Genomic DNA, 19,114 nt, shown 5'->3' with positions numbered 1-19,114 from the left:
GGTTTATTCTCCTTGATCGTTTTCGTCGTCTTCACCCGTCATATCGCCGTTGTCCATCAAATCAAGACCATCGTCGGATCTGTTGACACGTACATCGACAATTTTTGAACCGGGAAAATATTTTAAAATCTTGGCAATATCGGGGTCGGCTTCGGCATCCGAAAGCAGTGCCTGATGGGCCTTTTCGTCCTCTTCACGCAAAGTCAATCCGCCGCCTTCGTTGACGACAGTCACCGTCCAGCGTTCGCCTGTCCATTCGCGGAGCATTTTGGCTATGTCATGGGCAAAAAAGCGCGGCATTCCTTCGGCAGGTTCAAATTCGATACGGCCTTGGCGGAATGAAACCGGACGCACAAATTCCTTGACCAGAAGTTTGAATTGCATGTCATTATGTTTGTCGGCAAGATCGACAACATCCTGCAAGGAATGAAGGATAACCCTGTTTACTTCCGGTTCGCTGTTCTTTTCGGCTGTTTCGTTATTTTTTGCTGGGTCTTGCAAAACCTGTTCGTCCGGCTCCAACGCGGCAGAAGATGTGCTCACCAATTGCATGGTTGGTGCTTTTTGCGGGGAAGAGGTCTGAAAATTCTTATGTTCCGCCGAGGCGTTGTTGCGAGTGCTGTTGTCAACCTCTGCACGGGCAGTCTCATGACTTCCCGTCGAAAAACTATTGCCACTACTTGCCGGATTATCCGTCAACGCATTTTTTTGCGCAGATTTTTGTTCAGCAATGTTTTTTCGGGAATTGGCACTCGGACCGTTTGAATCATCCGCGGCTTTTTCTGTATCGGAACTTTGTGGAAGTTTAATTGCAGGCTTTCCCTCGCCAAGGGTTTTCAGCGCCTCGTCAAGCGTCGGCAAGTCGGCAGCATGTGTGAGCCTGATCAGAAGCATTTCTGCAGCGTCAATCGGGCTTGCAGCCGAATCGACCTCTTGTGTGCCTTTGAGAAGCATTTGCCAAGTGCTCGAGAGAACGCGCACGGATAGTTTTTTGGAAAAATCAAGCCCGCGTTCCCGCTCTTCTTCGACAAGAGAAATATCATCGGCAATTTCGGGGGTAAACCGCAGTCTCGTAACAAGATGGTTGAAATCGGCAAGCTCGTTCAAAATGACAAGCGGGTCGGCGCCACCGTCATATTGATCGCGAAATTCTTTCAAAGCGCCGGCAACATCGCCTTTCATAATCATTTCAAAAAGGTCGATAATGCGGGTGCGATCGGCAAGCCCCAACATAGTGCGGACAGATTCGGCATCGACCTTGCCACCACCATGGGCAATGGCCTGATCAAGAATCGAAAGCGCATCGCGAACCGAACCTTCTCCGGCGCGAGCTATCATGGCAAGGGCGCTATCTTCCGCTTCAATTTTTTCAAGATCGGAGATTTTTCTTAAATGTGCCGCCAGAACATTCGAATCAACCCGCCGCAAATTATAACGTTGGCAACGCGACAGGACAGTCACCGGAACTTTTCGAATTTCTGTTGTGGCAAAAATAAATTTTACATGCGGAGGTGGTTCTTCCAGCGTTTTTAGCAGACCATTGAAAGCCTGTGTCGAAAGCATGTGAACTTCGTCGATAATGTAAACTTTGAAACGTGCGGCAACCGGACGATAGCGTACTTGTTCGATGATTTCTCTTATGTCGTCAATACCGGTATGGGAAGCCGCATCCATTTCGATAACGTCGACGTGTCGACCTTCCATAATGGCTTTGCAGTGCTCGCCAAGTTTGTCCATATGGATTGTCGGTTTATCGATTGTATCGGTCTTGTAATTGAGTGCACGCGCAAGAATGCGGGCCGTTGTCGTTTTTCCTACGCCACGAACGCCCGTCAACATCCACGCTTGCGGTATCCGTCCACTATCGAATGCGTTTGTGAGTGTGCGCACCATCGGCTCCTGACCGATAAGGTCGGAAAAATTTTGTGGCCGATATTTTCGGGCGAGGACGCGATAGCCTGTCTCTGCCTCAGTGCTTTCCATGTGTTCTTCCAGTTTCCGAAATGTAATTTTCCTGAATGTGAACTTTGGCGACGTCTGCGTCAACCGGTTGTGTGAAATATAGGATTTCAGGTGGCGATTTTCGACCGTTCAGGCAATTTTTCAAAATACCACTGCCCGAATTTTCCAATAAACAAGACGTGACCTGAATAAGATTTGATTGGTATAATGAGTGGGAGGCTGGCACTGTGACCCGTGCCGAAGCTCGTTAGGGCTGCTTCCTTCCGGACCTGACCCGGTTGGCGAGTGGCTCGTCCACCACCAACCTCCCGGCGTTCATATCGCTAATTTAGGACAAAAAAGCAAGTCGTGAAACGAAAAACATGGAGATAAATACATTGCAACAGCCATTCAAACTTGATCCACGTTTGGAAAAAGACAGTTTTTTCATTGTCGAGCTTGCCTTATCCGATGTCCGACTCATGAATGATTCACGCTGGCCGTGGCTCATTGTTGTGCCTCGCATTGCCGGAGCGGAAGAAATACATCATCTTTCCGTTGATGATGAACAGGTCCTTGTTGCCGAAATGAACGAGGTTGCCGTAGCACTTGAAGCCATCACCGGATGCGATAAAGTCAACACAGCCGCTATCGGAAATATCGTGAGACAACTCCATGTGCACATTATTGCGCGTAACGAAGGCGACGCAAATTGGCCAAAAACGGTCTGGGGATACGGAGAACCTGTACCTTATGGCGATGAAGCGGCTCATAAGCTTATTCGTAAGCTGCAACTGAGGCTCGATTGAATTAAAGCTGGATTGAATATGACATCTTCTGCAATTGCATTTATCGGAAACCCTATCAACCGGCAGCTTGAAAAGCGCACGGATACCATCGTTGCCGAGCAGAAAAACCATCATGCGCATTTTATTATGCTCAACGGTTTTTCAATCGTCTATCGCAATGTTAACGGGATTGCCGATCTCTATCTTGATGAAAAATCGCTGGAACTCTTCAGGCCGCAATGGGAAGAAGCCTGCCTGCTTGGCTGGGAAGACGAAAATCCGGTTATTGCTTTGCCGGTTGAAGAATTTGCCGGTCAGCCTCCTTCACCATTCAATCAGGTGGGGCTAAGAGAAGCTTATAGCCGCGCACTTTTCAGCCAGACCCAATCGGGCGTCCTGGCGCAAGCCTATTCATTGCTCATGTGGCACAAAAATAACCGCTTTTGTTCGCGCTGCGGCAAACCGAGCCGGATTGCGGCAGGTGGAGCAAAGCGCATCTGTACCGCTTGCGGGACCGAACATTTTCCGAGAACAGATCCGGCAGCTATCATGCTCGTCCATTTTGAGGATAAATGCCTGCTTGCTCGCACACCGAGTTTTGAAAAGGGACGTTATTCCTGCCTTGCCGGTTTCGTAGAACAGGGCGAGACATTGGAAATGGCAGTGCGTCGGGAAACACGAGAGGAAATGGGAATACCGGTTGGCAAGGTGGTTTATATCGCTTCCCAACCTTGGCCTTTTCCGCATTCATTAATGCTCGGTTGTCATGCCGAAGCGCTCGACGACAAAATTACGATCGGTCATGACGAGATGGAAGACGGGCGCTGGTTTAGCCGTCAGGAAGTAGCGCTGATGATGGCCGGTCGCCATGAACAGGGCCTGCATTTGCCTCCTCGTGCAGCAATAGCCAATTTTTTGATCAGGCAGTGGCTCGAAAAGAAATTTGTCGATTAGGATATCGTTTTAATGCCGGTGCGTTTTCCCAATTTGTGAAAACGTACCAGACTGTAGACTAATGAATGGCCTTAGCAAACTATCTGCCTATGGTTTTTTGTTTAAAGCCGGTCAGCTTCTTTCGTTCAAGAATGGCGTGACATGGAATGTTTTTCTGATAATCAACGCATAATATCATTCGGGATAGAGCTTTTTTTATCCATCATCGATCGTCGATTGCAGAAGAAGTGGATCTCGGCCCAAGCCAAGAATGCGGGTGAAACCTGAAATACGGAAAACTTGCTTGTTAATCGCGTGCACGGGTGACCATTTGATAGCCGTGATAACCGATAACCATAATGATTACGGCTGGAATTTTTATCCCGATTGGTTGAAACGATTATCGGTTTTTAAAATAACATAATTACTCTTACGCAAAACTCATGCGCGAAGCGCACATATAGCATTCGACAGCTTTCCGTAAATTCCGGTTATTGTTATTGGGTTTTAGATGAGCCGTTAAACCTCAACCATATATTTTCGTTTCGCGGGCGGGACTTGCCGGATAGACACCGACTATTCTGACCTTGGTCGAGAAAAAGCCCAGTTCTTCCAAAGCAAGGCGCACCATCGGCTGATCGGGATGGCCTTCAATATCGGCAAAAAATTGTGTTGCATTGAATGTGCCGCCAACCTGATAACTTTCAAGCTTGGTCATGTTGACGCCATTGGTCGCAAAACCTCCCATGGCTTTATAAAGTGCGGCCGGAACGTTGCGCACACGGAAAAGAAAACTGGTCATAACCTTTTCCCCGTTTTCGGGTTTTTGTGCACGTATCTCTTCCCGCGAGAGGACAACAAAACGCGTTACATTATTTTCCGAGTCTTCGACATTTTCTTCGATAATATCCAAACCGTAGAGTTTGGCGGCGAGTTTTGGAGCAAGGGCTGCCTGTGTGCGGTCGCCAGCCTGTTTGATGAATTTTGCAGCACCTGCTGTATCGGATGAAACGACAGCCTGCCAATGGTTGTCGCGGATAATTTTGCGGCATTGTCCCAGTGCATGGATGTGGCTATGAACCGATTTTATCTCTTCACGTTTGACACCCGGCAGCACCATCAATTCAAAATGGATCGGTAAAAAATATTCACCAATGATGAAAAGTTTTGTTTGCGGCAACAAATGGTGAATATCGGCAACACGTCCGGCAAGCGTATTTTCAATCGGAATCATGCCAAGGTCGGCTTCTCCGCTTTCGACCGCGTGCAAAGCATCTTCAAATGTCGTGCAGGGCAACGGCTCCATATCCGGAAATACGTTCCGGCAAGCCGTGTCGGAATTGGCGCCGTAATCACCTTGGAACGCTATTTTATTGGTTTTTGTCATTTTCCCGCCCTGATCATTTCGCGTGCATGTTCGAGATCTTCGATTGTATCAACGCCTAAAGGCACAGTTTCGATAATTTCCGCATCAATACGCATACCTGCTTCAAGCGCGCGCAATTGTTCAAGACTTTCCCGCTTTTCAAGATAGGAAGGCTGTAGCGAGACAAAACGCTGAAGTGCTCTACGTTTATAGGCATAAAGGCCGATATGGTGGTAAAGTGGCCCCTTGCCATAAGGAGCTGTCGCGCGGGTGAAATAAAGTGCGCGCAATCTGGTTTTTCCAATCGGCGAACCGACAATTTTTACGACATTCGGATTGACTTTTTCATCTTCAACCGAAATTTCAGCGCCCAAAGTGGCAATATCCGTATCCGGATTTTCAAGTGGTTCCAATGCTGCTGCAATTTCATGCGGTGCAATCGTTGGCAAATCACCTTGTACATTGACGATGATATCAAAACGGTTATCCGGATCAAGAAGCGTTAATGCCTCATAGATACGATCGGAACCCGACTGGTGGTCGGGACGTGTCATGACAGCTTCCATTCCATGCGCCTTGACAGCATTGGCAACGTCTTCATGGTCGGTTGCAACAACCACCCTGCCGAGATTTGCTTTATTGGCGCGTTCGGCAACATGAACAATCATCGGTTTTCCGGCAATATCGGCCAGAGGCTTTCCGGGAAGTCGTGTTGAAGACATGCGGGCAGGAATAAGTATAAGAGTAGAAAAAGCCATCATCATTGTCCTGAAGATTATTATCCCAGTTTTAGTCTATCCGATTTATAGATATTGCGTTGATGACGCAAAAGACTTAAATTTTCAACATCTATAAAATTTAAGCGACCGAATTTTTTATGAAGGTATCCACTGTCAACGACCTTATCGCCGCCTGTCTTCTCTGGGCTGTTTTTCTTTTTGCAATCGTTTATGGCAGTGACCTTGTTTATGACCACCAGCAACCGGCAAAAATTGTTTATTCAATCAACGGTGAAGAAGCACCGGTTACCGAAAAGGTAGAGCCGAAACAACAAATATCACTGGCGACACGGCTTCAACAGGCCGATATAGAAAATGGCCGCAAAGTATTCGGCCAATGTGGTTTATGTCATACACCGGCAAAAAATGGCCCGGCGCGCGTTGGCCCACCTTTATATGGAATAGTGGGAAGACCGTTTGCTTCGGTTTCCGAATATACCTATTCGCACGCTATGCGGGCAGAAAACGGCAAGACATGGGACTTTGCAACACTTGATGCCTATCTTGCTTCCCCGCGCAAATATATTCCCGGAACGGCCATGGCTTTCAACGGCGTGAAAGATGAAAAGGATAGAGCCGATCTTATTCTTTATTTGCGTAGTCTTTCCGATGAGCCGGTTGAATTGCCACATTTAACCCCTTAAGAATAACAATCAATAAAATCTGTTTTCTATTGGCTATATTGAAATCGATTGGGGATTTGATGAAACTCGGATTGGCTTTTTGTCTCTTTTTCGCCCTTAATAGTATAGCTATCGCCGATCCCGAGTGGCGCACGAGCCTGTCTCTCGGAGTTGAACCCAAATATGGCGACAATTTTACCCATTATGATTATGTCAATGTGAATGCGCCCAAAGGTGGCACTTTTAATGATAGTCGCACCGGCACATTCAACAGCTTCAACCCCTATATTGTTACAGGTACACCTGCAGCGGGTTTTTCTTCCCGCGGTGGTGGGGAACAATATGACACACTGATGGCACCTTCGACCGAAGAAACGTCGGTCAACTATCCTCTTATCGCCGAGGCCGCACAATATCCCGACGATTTTTCGTGGGTAAAATTCCGTTTGAACAAAAAAGCCCGATGGCATGACGGTCGCCCCATTACTGCCGAGGATGTGGTGTGGAGCTTCAATGTTTTGAAAAGCAATTCGCCATTTTTCAACAATTATTATCATTCGGTCAAAAAAGCCGAAAAAACCGGTGAAAATGAAGTCACCTTTCTGTTTGAAGAAAAAGGCAATCGCGAACTCCCTTATGTGATGGGGCAAATGCCGGTTTTACCTCAACATTGGTGGGAGGGGACCGATGAAACGGGTAAAAAACGGGATATTACTGCGCCAACTCTCGAAATACCTTTGGGGTCAGGGCCTTACGAGGTTGAAAGTTTTGTGGCCGGAAAATCGATTACCTGGAAAAGGGTTGAAAACTATTGGGCAGCCGATCTTCCGGTCAATCGTGGGCGGTTCAATTTTGATAAAGAGCATTATAGCTATTTTCTTGATCCGAACGCTGCATGGGAAGCCTTCAAAAAAGGCAATCTCGTCGACTGGAATTTGGAAAATCGTATCCAGCGCTGGAACCAGAGTTATGATTTTCCCGCGGTCAAAAACGGGCAAGTTATCAGGCGCAGTTTCGCTTTTCACGGCTCGGGACGTATGCAAGGGCTCTTTATCAACACCCGCCGTCCACAATTTGCCGACCGGCGCGTGCGTCAGGCACTTAGCCTCGCTTTTGACTTCGAGTCTCTCAATAAATCAATGTTTTTTAATGATTATCATCGGATCTCAAGCTATTTTGACGGGCTTGATCTCGCGGCAAAAGGTTTGCCGCAGGGAAAGGAACTTGAAATTCTTGAAACGGTCAAAGATGAAGTGCCGGCCGAAGTCTTTACCACACCCTTTTCCAACCCCGTTTATGACAAACCCGATTCATCAAGGCGTTATCTCACAGAAGCCATGCGTTTGTTGAACGAAGCCGGTTGGCATCTGGAGCAGAACCGGCTTGTCAATAAAAAGGGTGAAGTTTTCACATTGGAAGTGATGCTGAGTGATATGGCATTCGAGCGTGCGACAGCACCTTTTATAGCCAATCTTCAACGTTTGGGTATCAATGCATCCATGCGCGTCGTTGACACTTCACAATATCAAAATCGCGAAGCAAATTTCGATTTCGATCTTGTCATCAAGGTCATCGGACAAAGCGATTCACCCGGCAATGAACAATTGGAATACTGGGGCTCGAAAGCCGCTGACCGGCCGGGAAGCTATAATGTCGCGGGGATAAAAAATCCGGCCGTCGACAAACTTATCGAACGTGTCATCTATGCAAAAGATCGTGAGGAACTCGTTGCTGCAACCCGTGCTCTCGACCGGGTATTGTTATGGAATTATTACGTAATTCCCCAATGGTATGCCGAACATCTTAATATTGCCTATTGGGACAAATTCGGTATTCCCGAACCGCAACCGGAAGCAAGTGGCGTCGATATTCCCTCATGGTGGGTAAAGAACGACAAAAACTAGAACTGCGGTGGACTGGAACGCCCAAGAACCGGAATTGCTGAAAAATCAGCCGTTTGTCATTTGTTTACCATAAATGCTCCAGAATAGCGGTTAAATTAATGTGTCCGGTTTGATTCGCATGTTGCGGGCGTAACAAAACTCATACCGGAAAAAGGATGAAAGAGAGATATGGCGGCCTATATAGCGCGGCGTTTGCTGCTGATTATACCGACATTGATCGGCATTTTGACGGTGACATTTGTCATTGTGCAATTTACTCCCGGTGGTCCTATCGAGAATATTATTGCACAATTGCAAGGAACCGGTGGCGATGCCATGGGGCGGGTTGCCGGCGGTGGCGGTGACCTCGGGCTTTCATCAGAGGTAACGTTACAGGGTAGCGACGCGAGTGCAAAATATCGTGGTGCACGCGGCCTTGATCCGGAATTTATTGCAAAACTCGAAAAGCAGTTCGGTTTTGATAAACCGCCGCTTGAACGTTATTTCACAATGTTGTGGAATTATATCCGGTTCGATTTCGGCGATTCCTATACGCAAGGGCGTTCTGTCGTCGATCTTATCAAAGGTGCCTTGCCGGTTTCGATTTCTTTAGGGCTATGGCAATTGTTGATTTCTTACGCAATTTCCATTCCCCTCGGTATCCGGAAGGCCGTCAAGGATGGCTCCACATTCGACATATGGACAAGTGCCGTTATCATTATCGGTTATGCAATACCGAGTTTCCTGTTCGGCATTCTGTTAATGGTGCTTTTTGCCGGAGGATCATTTTTCGACTGGTTTCCATTAAGCCATTTGACATCGGAAAATTTTGATGAATTGTCGCTCGGCGGCAAAATTCTGGATTATTTCCACCACCTTGCTTTGCCACTCACAGCCATGGTTATTTCGGCTTTCGCCACCACAACATTGCTGACCAAAAACTGTTTTCTGGAAGAAATCAGAAAGCAATATGTGGTGACGGCACGGGCAAAAGGTTTAAGCGAACACGCGGTTCTTTACGGGCATGTTTTCCGCAACGCCATGCTTGTTGTCATTGCAAGTTTTCCGGCAGCTTTTATCGCTTCATTTTTCACCGGTTCACTGCTTATCGAAATGCTATATTCGTTAAACGGAATGGGGCTTTTAAGCTATACATCCATTGTCAATCGTGATTATCCGGTCGTGTTCGGCTCGCTCTATATTTTCTCGTTGATCGGGCTTGTTGTCAGCCTTATTTCCGACCTCACATATATGCTTGTCGATCCGCGTATCGATTTCGAGAAGAGGGACGTTTGATGAGCAAGCAACCTTCCGGACTGATAATCGACGTGGCAAAGCCGGCAAAACCCCGCCGCAACAAAAGGCCGTTTTTGTCGCCGCTTAATGAACGGCGGTGGAGAAACTTCAAGAAAAACCGTCGCGGCTGGTGGTCGTTGTGGATTTTCCTAATTCTTTGCCTCTTTTCTTTCGGTGCCAATTTTATTGCAAATGACCGACCGATTATTGCATCCTATAAAGGCGAGCTGCTTTTTCCGGTGCTTTTCGATTATCCCGATTCCAAGTTTGGCGGTGTCCTTGCAACGGTCGATTTCCGTGAAGACTATATCAAGAAAGAAATCAACGAACATGGCTGGGCGATATGGCCGCCGGTGCATTATTCCTATGATACAACTGTCGGTAACAAGCCTGTTGCGCTGGCTCCGCCATTCTGGCTCCAAAGTAAAGACGAGCGGTGCAAGAATTACGCTCTCGGTGCAAAGGATCCCGAATGCACAATCGGGAATTGGAACTGGCTTGGTACAGATGACCAGACACGTGATGTTTTTGCGCGTGTGCTTTACGGCTTTCGTGTTTCCATATTGTTTACGGTTATCTTGACGGCGGTTTCTTCGATTATCGGCATTGCTGCCGGTGCAGTGCAGGGGTATTTCGGCGGTTGGGTCGATCTCATTTTCCAGCGTTTCATCGAAATCTGGTCTTCGGTTCCCGCGCTTTATCTCATCATCATTATGGCGGCGGTTCTTGCCCAAGGCTTCTGGGTTCTGTTAGGAATTATGTTGTTATTCCAGTGGGTGGCGCTGGTCGGCGTGGTGCGTGCGGAATTTTTGCGGGCCAGAAATTTTGAATATGTCAATGCAGCAAGGGCGCTGGGTGTGCCGAATATCACGATCATGATACGCCATCTTCTGCCCAATGCCATGGTTGCAGCGCTTACCTATTTGCCGTTTTTGCTGACAGCCGGTATCTCGACCTTGACCGCCCTTGACTATCTCGGTTTCGGTTTGCCTCCGGGGTCTGCCTCGCTTGGAGAACTCATGCGGCAGGCAGCGACCAATCTCAATGCGCCGTGGATTGGCATTACCGGCTTTGTTGCTATTGCGGTCATGTTGTCGCTTCTGGCTTTTATCGGTGAAGCCGCCCGTGATGCTTTCGATCCGAGGAAGACATTCCAATGACAGCTTTGCTCAGTGTTCGCGACCTTTCAGTGATGTTTCGTCAGGATGGCAAGGAAACACTTGCCGTCGATCACATCTCGTTTGACATCAATTCCGGTGAAACACTCGCGCTTGTCGGCGAGTCGGGTTCGGGAAAGTCTGTAACCGCACTTTCTATTCTGAAGCTTTTATCCTATCCGATGGCGAGCCACCCTTCAGGCGAAATCCTTTTTGACAATAAGGATTTAATGAAGCTTGATGAAAAATCTTTACAGAAAGTTCGTGGTAAAGACATTGCAATGATTTTTCAGGAACCAATGACTTCGCTCAATCCCCTTCACACGGTCGAGCGGCAGGTAAGCGAGGTGATGAAAGTCCATGAAGGAATGTCGGATAAAGACGCTCGCCAACGCACGATCGAGCTTCTCACTCAAGTGGGAATCCGCGAACCGGAAAAACGCTTGTCGTCATTTCCCCATCAATTATCCGGCGGTCAGCGGCAACGCGTTATGATTGCAATGGCACTTGCCAATAATCCGCAACTTCTTATCGCCGACGAGCCGACAACCGCACTTGATGTGACGGTGCAGGCACAAATTCTCGAACTCCTTGAAAAGCTCAAGCAAGAGCGTTCGATGTCGATGCTCTTTATTACCCATAATCTCGGTATTGTGAGGAAATTTGCCGACCGCGTTTGTGTGATGACCGGCGGAAAAATTGTCGAGACAGGAAAAACCGCCGATATTTTTAACCACCCGCACCATGACTATACCAAAAAACTGTTGGCAGCCGAACCGAAAGGAAACCCGCCGAAAGCCGATAAAAATGCTCCTGTTGTCATGGAAGGGGAAAAGGTCAGGGTCTGGTTTCCGGTTAAAAAAGGTTTTTTCCGCCGCACGGTCGATTACATCAAGGCGGTCAATGATATTGACGTGACCATACGTGAAGGACAGACATTGGGCGTTGTTGGCGAATCCGGTTCGGGAAAAACCACACTGGGTCTCGCGCTCACTCGTATGATTTCTTCACAAGGCCATATCCGTTTTAACGGGAAAGATATTGAACATTTTTCTTTCAAACAGATGCGACCTTTGCGCCGTCATATCCAGATTGTTTTTCAGGATCCGTTCGGCTCATTGTCGCCAAGAATGTCGGTCGGTGAAATTATCGCCGAAGGATTGCTTATTCACGAGAAAAACCTGAATTACGAAGAACGCGATGAGCGAGTTGTGCGCGCTTTAGAAGAAGTCGATCTTGATCCCGAAACGCGCAATCGCTATCCGCACGAATTTTCCGGTGGTCAACGCCAACGCATCGCGATAGCCCGCGCCATGGTTCTCAATCCGCGTTTCGTCATGCTCGATGAACCGACATCGGCTCTTGATATGAGCGTTCAGGCACAGGTTGTCGATTTGTTGCGCGCTCTTCAACAAAAACACAATCTTGCCTATCTCTTCATCAGCCATGATCTGAAAGTTGTCAAAGCATTGGCGAATGATCTTATAGTCATGAGAAATGGTCAAATGGTTGAACATGGACCGGCAGAAGAGGTATTTTCATCACCGAAAACCGAATATACCAGAGCTTTGATGAATGCCGCTTTCGATTTAAGTGTCGATAAGAATGACATTGCTGACGCTTGATATTTATCAAGCTTGAACGCGGGCAAGTAGAGCAAAACTGCAATTTCTGCTTATAAAAATTGATTAGCCAGTTTTTGATCGAACAAGTTTTTCTCTGTCCGGTTTTTAGGTCATCCAGTTTTTCGAATGGCAAAGTTATCTGATTGGTCGAATTTCTGCTTTCAAAAATTTTGAAATTTTCTTGTGTTTTCTTTGCGTGAAATAAAAAACGGGGCAATAAAAAATCAGCTGAAACGCCGAGGCGATAGTGCATCACTTGGTTGGAATAGGCTCGAAAAATAACAATTAGCAAAATTATCTTTTTGTTCAACAATGCGCATAAGGGAGGATTTTTGGGTTTCAAAACCGGCAATCGTCGGAGGTGTTTTGCCGAAGTTATGAAAGAGCATTAGAGCTTTCAACGAAATAAAGCCTGAAGTCTTGAAAAGTTTTTTATCCGCTCAATGTCTTTTAGCTGTGAGACTTTCAGGAGAAAGACATTATGACAAAAGCACATAAAAATGAACAAAAGTCACCCGACCATAAAAACAGACCAGAAAATAGGCATGAGCGCCGTCACGACACTATGCCGGATGGTACTGCCTATAAAACTAATGAAACGCTTCTCGATGCGGGTAATCTTGAAGATTATAACGGCCCATTATCGGATTCCGACAGTCCATTATTGGAAAAGAACATTGCTTCCGACAATTTGTCGACCGATAAACAGAAATAGTCCTTTCAGAATAAGTGGTCCCGACATTCAAAATGGCCCGACTTTATTAGAAAGACGGGGCTAGAAAGACGGAGCTAACAAATTGCGTGCTTCGAGAGGCGTTGTTTTAAAATAAAAAACAGCGTTTTTATTTTTGTTTTTGCGTTCTTTTTTTATAGCGGATTGTCTCGAAACGGGCTGACAGCCCGTCATAAAGGAGCAGCCTTCCGACAAGCGGTTCACCGCAACCGGTGATGATTTTTATGGCTTCCATAGCTTCTAACGAACCGATAACACCGGGCAGAGCACCGATGACGCCCGCTTCTGCACATGTCGGTACAACACCTTTGGGTGGCGGGGTCGGAAAGAGATCGCGATAGGATGGGTGTTCACCGCCAAGATAGGGCATGAGGACAGTTAAAGAGCCGTCAAAACGGCCGATTGCACCGCTGACGAGCGGTTTTTTTAAATTTTCGCAACTATCGGCGAGAAGATAACGGGTGGTGAAATTATCCGAACCATCAATAACAAGATCGAATTTGCCGATAATCCCGGCAGCATTTTCTTCGGTTAGTCTTAAAGGGTAAAGGTCAAGTTTGACATGCGGGTTGATCGCTTTAAGAGTTTCGGCAGCGCTTTCAGTCTTTTTTTCTCCGATTGCCGAAGTTTTGTGAATAACCTGCCGTTGCAGGTTTGAAAGCGAAACCACATCATCGTCAATAATGCCGAGAGTGCCGACACCGGCGGCTGCAAGATAGGTTAAAACCGGCGCTCCAAGCCCACCCGCACCGACAACCAGCACTTTTGCAGCTTTAAGTTGCTGTTGACCGGCACCACCGATTTCCGGCAAAAGAATGTGGCGTGCATAGCGCTCAATTTCTTCCTTGTTTAATTTTTCGTCCGGTGCTTGCGTCATGCCTTAACCCTTGTCATATTTTATTCCTATCTAGTGACTCATGATACGATTGACCAGCCCGCTTTGATTATATGAGGCAAATCTTATGAAAATAGCTATCCAGATGGATCATATCTCGACCATCCATATCAAGGGAGATACAACATTTGCTCTGGCATTGGAGGCGCAAAGGCGGGGACACGAGCTGTTCCATTATACACCCGACCGGCTTTCCATGTTGAATGGAGAAGTGACTGCCCGTATCGAAGCGTTACAGGTGCGTGACGAGGAAAAAAATTATTACGAATTGGGTGAGGCAAAGCGCACGCCGCTTCAACAAATGGATGTTGTCCTGCTCAGGCAGGATCCTCCGTTCGATATGAATTATATCACGACCACGCATATTCTTGAACGCATAATGGATAAGACTTTGGTCGTGAATGATCCGAATTGGGTGCGCAATAGTCCTGAAAAACTCTTTGTTACAGAATTTCCCGACTTGATGCCGGAAACGCTCATCACCCGCGATGCAAAAGAGGTCAATGATTTTCGCTCCGAATTCGGCGATATTATTATCAAACCACTTTATGGAAATGGCGGGGCAGGGGTTTTCCTTTTGAAAAAGGACGACAAAAATCTCGGTTCGCTCCTTGAAATGTTCAACGAGCTTTATCCGGAAGCTTTTGTCGTGCAACGTTATCTGAAAGATGTAAGCGCCGGTGACAAGCGCATCATATTGATTGACGGAGTGGCTGTAGGGGCCATCAATCGCGTTGCCGCCTCGACCGATGCCCGTTCCAATATGCATATTGGTGGCCGTGCGGAGAAAACGGAATTAACCCGCCGCGACGTTGAAATTTGCGAACGGATTGGCCCGTCTTTGAAAAAGCGCGGTCTTATTCTTGTGGGGATCGACGTTATCGGTAACTATATGACCGAAATCAACGTTACTTCGCCAACAGGGGTGCGCGAACTGAAACGTTTTGGTGGTGCCGATGCCGCAAAAATCTTCTGGGATAGTGTGGAAAACAAATTAAAAGGTTGAAAAAGCCGAGATAAAGATAGTCAACAATAGCTTTAGACTGTATGAGGTTTTTATCAGACATTGTAACAAGCATTATGAGAGAAATAACAATCCATTGTTAGCCTTGTTAGAAAAAGCTGCCGGTTGTCCAGGAGTGCATGGATGAACAGATTGCTTGCAACGGTTGTGGGAGTGGTATTGGCCACTACGTGTTTGTCCAAAACCGCCTTGGCTCGCGACTATATCCAGATATCCGGTTCGTCGACTGTTTTACCCTATGCCAAAATAGTTGCAGAAACATTCGGTGAAATTTTTACCAATTATCGTACACCTGTTATCGAATCAGGTGGTTCAGGTGCAGGTATAAAAGAATTTTGTCGTGGCATCAGTGAAAATACGATAGATATTGCCAATGCTTCGCGACCGATGAAAAATACCGAATTGAAAGCCTGCTTTGATGCCGGCGTCACGGAAGTTGAAGAAATCCGCATCGGCTATGACGGGATAGTTTTTGCAAGCGATATTCACGGGCCAAATCTCGATCTGACGCCTGTCGATGTTTATAAAGCATTGGCAGCTCAAATTGTTGTTGACGGGAAGCTTGTTGCAAATAAATATAAAAAATGGAGCGAGATTGACCCGAAATTACCTGATTGGGAGATCAACGCATATATCCCTGGCGAAAAACATGGCACGAGAGAAGTCTTCGAAGAAAAATTGATGACTGAAGGCTGCAAACAAAGTGGTGCAGCCGAAAGCATGAAAACTCTTTCGATGGATGATAAGGCGGTAACAGCAGCCTGCATAAGCATTCGCAAGGATGGCAAGGCTATTGATATAGATGGCGATTATTCGGAAACTCTCGCGCGTGTCATGTCAAATAAAACGGGGATAGGAGTTTTCGGGTTGGCATTTTATGAAAATAATGCCGACAAGCTACGACTTGCTACCGTTAATGGTGTTACCCCCAATGTTGACACGATTTCAAGCGGAAAGTATCTGGTTTCCCGTCCGCTGTTTTTCTATGTCAAAAAAGCCCATTTGGGGGTCATTCCGGGTATGAAAGACTATGTCGAATTTTTCTTGTCTGACCAGATGATCGGACCGGATGGTCCACTTGCCGATTATGGCCTCATTCCTGCTCCTGATAGCGAACGGGAAGCGCAAAGAGCCGCATTCGAGAGTGGAACTGTCATGTCAATTGATAAATGAAGTGAGCAGACGCGGGAAATTCCCGCGTTATTTTTGAAATAAAACCGGAAAATGGAATGTCCATATCACTATTAATCTTGGTTGTTTTTGCTCTTGGCATTATCGGTTTCGTGCTATCGGGAAAACGTGCCGTTACAATCGAGAAAGAAGGTAAAAAATTGCATTCCCGACCATATTATTATGGTTGGTGGACATTTTTATTGACGGTCGTTCCCGCTGTTCTTTTTCTTTTTCTCTGGCAATTGGGAAGCACAATCTATCTTGAAGCACACGCTTCTTCCCGACTGACAGACATCATAAAAAGTGGAGAGTCGTTAAACCATAATTTGGCATTAAGTACGGTTGATAGTCTTGGCCATGCTTTTTCAGTCGCTCGAACCGACATTGCCGATCTTGATCGTGATAATTCTTTTTCTTCACTCACTTATGAAAAAATACGCAGCGATATGGCAAAAAAAGGAATTATGCTACCAAGTGAAGGTGCGGATAGTCTCATTCCTGTTGCCGTTGAATGGTATAAAGGGGCAACGAAGTCCCATTTCTATTGTTTGATTATCACATTGGCTATTTCAATTGTTGGCCTGTTTTGTGGCATTCATGGTGTGGGAGAAAAAAAACGCGCCCGCAACAAAGTCGAAAAGATGATCTTTGCCGGTCTCGTTATTGCCTCTATCGTGGCCATCCTTGCAACCATCGGCATTTTCTTTTCGATGCTTTTCCAGACAATCAGTTTTTTTAAAGTTGTGCCGTTATCGAATTTCTTTTTCGGTACTGTTTGGGACCCGCGTTTTAGTGCAAGTGGCTCGGCCTCTACTGTTGGGCAATTCGGTTTGCTGCCGCTTTTGGCGGGTACGCTCTATATTGCATTGGTTTCGATGATTTTTGCGGTTCCTGTCGGGCTTTTTGCCGCAATTTATATGTCGGAATATGCTTCCCGTCGTATGCGGGCAATTATCAAACCGTTATTGGAGGTTCTCGCCGGTATTCCGACAATTGTTTACGGGTTTTTCGCTCTGGTTACAGTCGGGCCGTTTTTACGTGATCTTTCAATTGCTATTGCAGGCGGGCAAGGCTTCATCATGTCACAGAGCGTTTTGACAGCCGGCCTTGTTATGGGCATTATGCTGATACCTTTTGTTTCTTCACTTTCCGACGATATTATTTCGGCGGTACCACAGGCTTTGCGTGACGGTTCATACGGGCTTGGAGCCACACAGTCGGAAACCATCAAAAAGGTTGTTCTTCCGGCGGCATTGCCGGGGATTGTGGGTGCAGTATTGCTCACCGCGTCACGGGCTATCGGCGAGACGATGATTGTCGTCCTTGCAGCCGGTGTTGCCGCAAATCTGACCCTTAATCCGTTCGAGGCAATGACAACAATAACAGTAAAAATCGTCAACCAGCTCACTGGTGACCTTGAATTCAATTCGCCGCAAACACTGGTTGCTTTTGCTCTCGGTATGACGCTTTTTGTACTGACACTTTTGATGAATGTTTTTGCGCTTTATGTCGTGCGTAAATATAGGGAACAATATGAATGAGTAACGTTGTTCAAACGCCAAGACGTGACATCGGGTTAAAGCGCCGTTATCGGGCGGAACGACGTTTCCGTGCATATGGGATTTCAGCAATCGGTGTGGGGCTTTTATTCCTCGTTATTCTTTTGTGGTCGATTATCTCTCAAGGGGTAAGCGCGTTTCAGCAGACAACAATGACCTTGCCGGTCTATCTGGACGAACACATTATCGACCCGAAAGGCGAGCGGCTCACAAATCCCAAAGTTCTCATCACTGCAAATTATCCGCTTCTTGTGCGCAACGCTCTTGCTGAAAAACTCGGTATCGATAAAAATGATCATCCTGCAATGCGCGAACTCAATCGTATGATTTCTGGCGGCGTGCGTGTCGAAATACGTGAGCTTCTTTCCGAACATCCCGATTATATCGGTAAAACCCGTACTATTGATGTGTTGGCTGCCGCCGATATTGATTCAGCTTTCAAAGGGCAAATCGACCTATCTGTTCCCGAACAAAATCGTAAAGTCACCAATCGCCAGATTGGGTGGATGGAAAAACTCGCTTCCGACGGCACACTTCATAAAGCCTTCAATAAAGGGCTTTTTACATTTGGGGCCTCGAGCCGTCCGGAAACATCCGGACTTGGCGTTGCAATTATCGGTTCGGCCTATATGATGGCAATTGTATTGATATTGTCTTTGCCGATTGGGGTTGCAACAGCCATTTATCTCGAGGAGTTTGCGCGCCGCAGCAAATTCAATGATATAATTGAGGTCAACATCAATAATCTTGCGGCTGTTCCCTCTATTGTTTTCGGCTTGTTGGGGCTTTCCATCTTTATCAATTTTCTGCATCTGCCGCGCGCTTCGTCAATCGTCGGCGGTCTCGTATTAACGCTCATGACGCTGCCAACCATCATTATTGCAACGCGTGCAGCTTTGCGGGCGGTTCCGCCTTCAATCCGCGATGCGGCATTGGGATTGGGAGCATCAAAAACGCAAACGATTTTCGGTCATGTTTTGCCACTTGCTTTTCCCGGGATTCTCACCGGTACAATCCTTGGTCTTGCAAGGGCTTTGGGAGAGACAGCGCCACTTTTATTAATCGGCATGGTCGCGTTTGTTGCAAATTATCCTGCAACGCCGATGGAACCAGCAACAGCTTTGCCGGTACAAATTTATATGTGGGCAAATGAACCGGAACGTGCCTTTAATGAACGTACATTCGGTGCGATCATCATTTTGATGGCGTTTCTTGCTATTATGAATATAGCGGCGGTGTTGTTGCGTCGTAAGTTTGAACGACGCTGGTAGAATTATGGTTTTATAGAGTGATTTAGCGAACTTGTTCTGGCTTTGAACAAAATAGGATTAGGTTGATA

At 46.8% G+C, this 19,114-nt stretch carries 16 protein-coding genes and 1 other RNA gene; 12 read left to right on the top strand and 5 right to left on the bottom strand.

What is annotated here, in order from left to right:
• Positions 1 to 3 precede the first annotated feature (3 nt).
• Together PEB0122_RS00540 and ffs are read right to left on the bottom strand one after the other, a co-directional pair.
• Positions 4 to 1,983: a DNA polymerase III subunit gamma/tau gene (locus PEB0122_RS00540; RefSeq protein WP_075915221.1), complete on the bottom strand. Its 1,980-nt coding sequence runs from the start codon at positions 1,981 to 1,983 to the stop codon at positions 4 to 6.
• Between the two features lie 190 nt (positions 1,984 to 2,173).
• Positions 2,174 to 2,271, bottom strand: an RNA gene (gene ffs, locus PEB0122_RS00535) — signal recognition particle sRNA small type.
• A gap of 53 nt (positions 2,272 to 2,324) precedes the next feature.
• On the opposite strand from ffs, the gene PEB0122_RS00530 reads away from it, so the two are divergent.
• Together PEB0122_RS00530 and nudC are read left to right on the top strand one after the other, a co-directional pair.
• Complete coding sequence (locus PEB0122_RS00530) at positions 2,325 to 2,750, top strand: HIT domain-containing protein (RefSeq protein ID WP_075869752.1); 426 nt, start codon at positions 2,325 to 2,327, stop codon at positions 2,748 to 2,750.
• Between the two features lie 18 nt (positions 2,751 to 2,768).
• Positions 2,769 to 3,683 (top strand): NAD(+) diphosphatase, encoded by a 915-nt coding sequence (nudC, locus tag PEB0122_RS00525; RefSeq protein WP_075915220.1) that lies wholly within the window; start codon positions 2,769 to 2,771, stop codon positions 3,681 to 3,683.
• 505 nt (positions 3,684 to 4,188) lie between these two features.
• Here nudC and PEB0122_RS00520 read toward each other — a convergent pair.
• Together PEB0122_RS00520 and PEB0122_RS00515 are read right to left on the bottom strand one after the other, a co-directional pair.
• Entirely contained in the window at positions 4,189 to 5,049 is an 861-nt protein-coding gene (locus PEB0122_RS00520) for a prephenate dehydratase (RefSeq protein WP_075915219.1), read from the bottom strand.
• Entirely contained in the window at positions 5,046 to 5,786 is a 741-nt protein-coding gene (locus PEB0122_RS00515) for a 3-deoxy-manno-octulosonate cytidylyltransferase (RefSeq protein WP_075915631.1), read from the bottom strand. The genes PEB0122_RS00520 and PEB0122_RS00515 overlap by 4 nt, the downstream gene beginning before the upstream one ends.
• A gap of 119 nt (positions 5,787 to 5,905) precedes the next feature.
• On the opposite strand from PEB0122_RS00515, the gene PEB0122_RS00510 reads away from it, so the two are divergent.
• The 6 genes from PEB0122_RS00510 to PEB0122_RS00485 all read left to right on the top strand — a co-directional run bounded on the left by PEB0122_RS00510 (position 5,906) and on the right by PEB0122_RS00485 (position 13,106).
• The gene (locus PEB0122_RS00510; RefSeq protein WP_075915218.1) at positions 5,906 to 6,451 is read left to right on the top strand and encodes a c-type cytochrome; all 546 of its coding nucleotides are present in this window, start codon (positions 5,906 to 5,908) and stop codon (positions 6,449 to 6,451) included.
• A gap of 59 nt (positions 6,452 to 6,510) precedes the next feature.
• Positions 6,511 to 8,334 carry an extracellular solute-binding protein gene (locus PEB0122_RS00505; RefSeq protein WP_075915217.1) on the top strand — a complete coding sequence of 608 codons (1,824 nt, stop codon included), beginning with the start codon at positions 6,511 to 6,513 and terminating at the stop codon, positions 8,332 to 8,334.
• Between the two features lie 168 nt (positions 8,335 to 8,502).
• The gene (locus tag PEB0122_RS00500) at positions 8,503 to 9,609 is read left to right on the top strand and encodes a microcin C ABC transporter permease YejB (RefSeq protein WP_075915216.1); all 1,107 of its coding nucleotides are present in this window, start codon (positions 8,503 to 8,505) and stop codon (positions 9,607 to 9,609) included.
• Positions 9,609 to 10,769 carry an ABC transporter permease gene (locus PEB0122_RS00495; RefSeq protein WP_075915215.1) on the top strand — a complete coding sequence of 387 codons (1,161 nt, stop codon included), beginning with the start codon at positions 9,609 to 9,611 and terminating at the stop codon, positions 10,767 to 10,769. Before PEB0122_RS00500 ends, PEB0122_RS00495 begins: the two co-directional genes overlap by 1 nt.
• On the top strand, positions 10,766 to 12,391 hold the full coding sequence (locus PEB0122_RS00490; RefSeq protein WP_075915214.1) for an ABC transporter ATP-binding protein: 1,626 nt from the start codon (positions 10,766 to 10,768) through the stop codon (positions 12,389 to 12,391). Before PEB0122_RS00495 ends, PEB0122_RS00490 begins: the two co-directional genes overlap by 4 nt.
• 481 nt (positions 12,392 to 12,872) lie before the next feature.
• Complete coding sequence (locus PEB0122_RS00485) at positions 12,873 to 13,106, top strand: hypothetical protein (protein ID WP_075869760.1); 234 nt, start codon at positions 12,873 to 12,875, stop codon at positions 13,104 to 13,106.
• Positions 13,107 to 13,233: 127 nt separating this feature from the next.
• Here the strand turns inward: PEB0122_RS00485 and PEB0122_RS00480 are convergent, their stop codons facing one another.
• Positions 13,234 to 14,001 carry a molybdopterin-synthase adenylyltransferase MoeB gene (locus PEB0122_RS00480; RefSeq protein WP_075915213.1) on the bottom strand — a complete coding sequence of 256 codons (768 nt, stop codon included), beginning with the start codon at positions 13,999 to 14,001 and terminating at the stop codon, positions 13,234 to 13,236.
• Positions 14,002 to 14,086: 85 nt separating this feature from the next.
• Here PEB0122_RS00480 and gshB point away from each other — a divergent pair, with 85 nt between their 5' ends.
• From gshB to pstA, 4 genes are all read left to right on the top strand, one after another.
• The gene (gene gshB / locus PEB0122_RS00475) at positions 14,087 to 15,025 is read left to right on the top strand and encodes a glutathione synthase (RefSeq protein ID WP_075913559.1); all 939 of its coding nucleotides are present in this window, start codon (positions 14,087 to 14,089) and stop codon (positions 15,023 to 15,025) included.
• A gap of 141 nt (positions 15,026 to 15,166) precedes the next feature.
• The gene (locus PEB0122_RS00470) at positions 15,167 to 16,216 is read left to right on the top strand and encodes a substrate-binding domain-containing protein (protein WP_075913558.1); all 1,050 of its coding nucleotides are present in this window, start codon (positions 15,167 to 15,169) and stop codon (positions 16,214 to 16,216) included.
• Positions 16,217 to 16,272: 56 nt separating this feature from the next.
• Complete coding sequence (pstC, locus tag PEB0122_RS00465) at positions 16,273 to 17,757, top strand: phosphate ABC transporter permease subunit PstC (RefSeq protein ID WP_075915212.1); 1,485 nt, start codon at positions 16,273 to 16,275, stop codon at positions 17,755 to 17,757.
• Positions 17,754 to 19,046 (top strand): phosphate ABC transporter permease PstA, encoded by a 1,293-nt coding sequence (pstA, locus tag PEB0122_RS00460; protein WP_075869765.1) that lies wholly within the window; start codon positions 17,754 to 17,756, stop codon positions 19,044 to 19,046. Before pstC ends, pstA begins: the two co-directional genes overlap by 4 nt.
• Positions 19,047 to 19,114: the final 68 nt, after the last annotated feature.

The organism is Ditibartonella apis, from assembly GCF_001952075.1.
Taxonomy (GTDB): domain Bacteria; phylum Pseudomonadota; class Alphaproteobacteria; order Rhizobiales; family Rhizobiaceae; genus Bartonella; species Bartonella apis.
The sequence above is the reverse complement of the archived record's forward strand: the minus strand, read 5'-3'. Positions and strand labels throughout refer to the sequence as shown.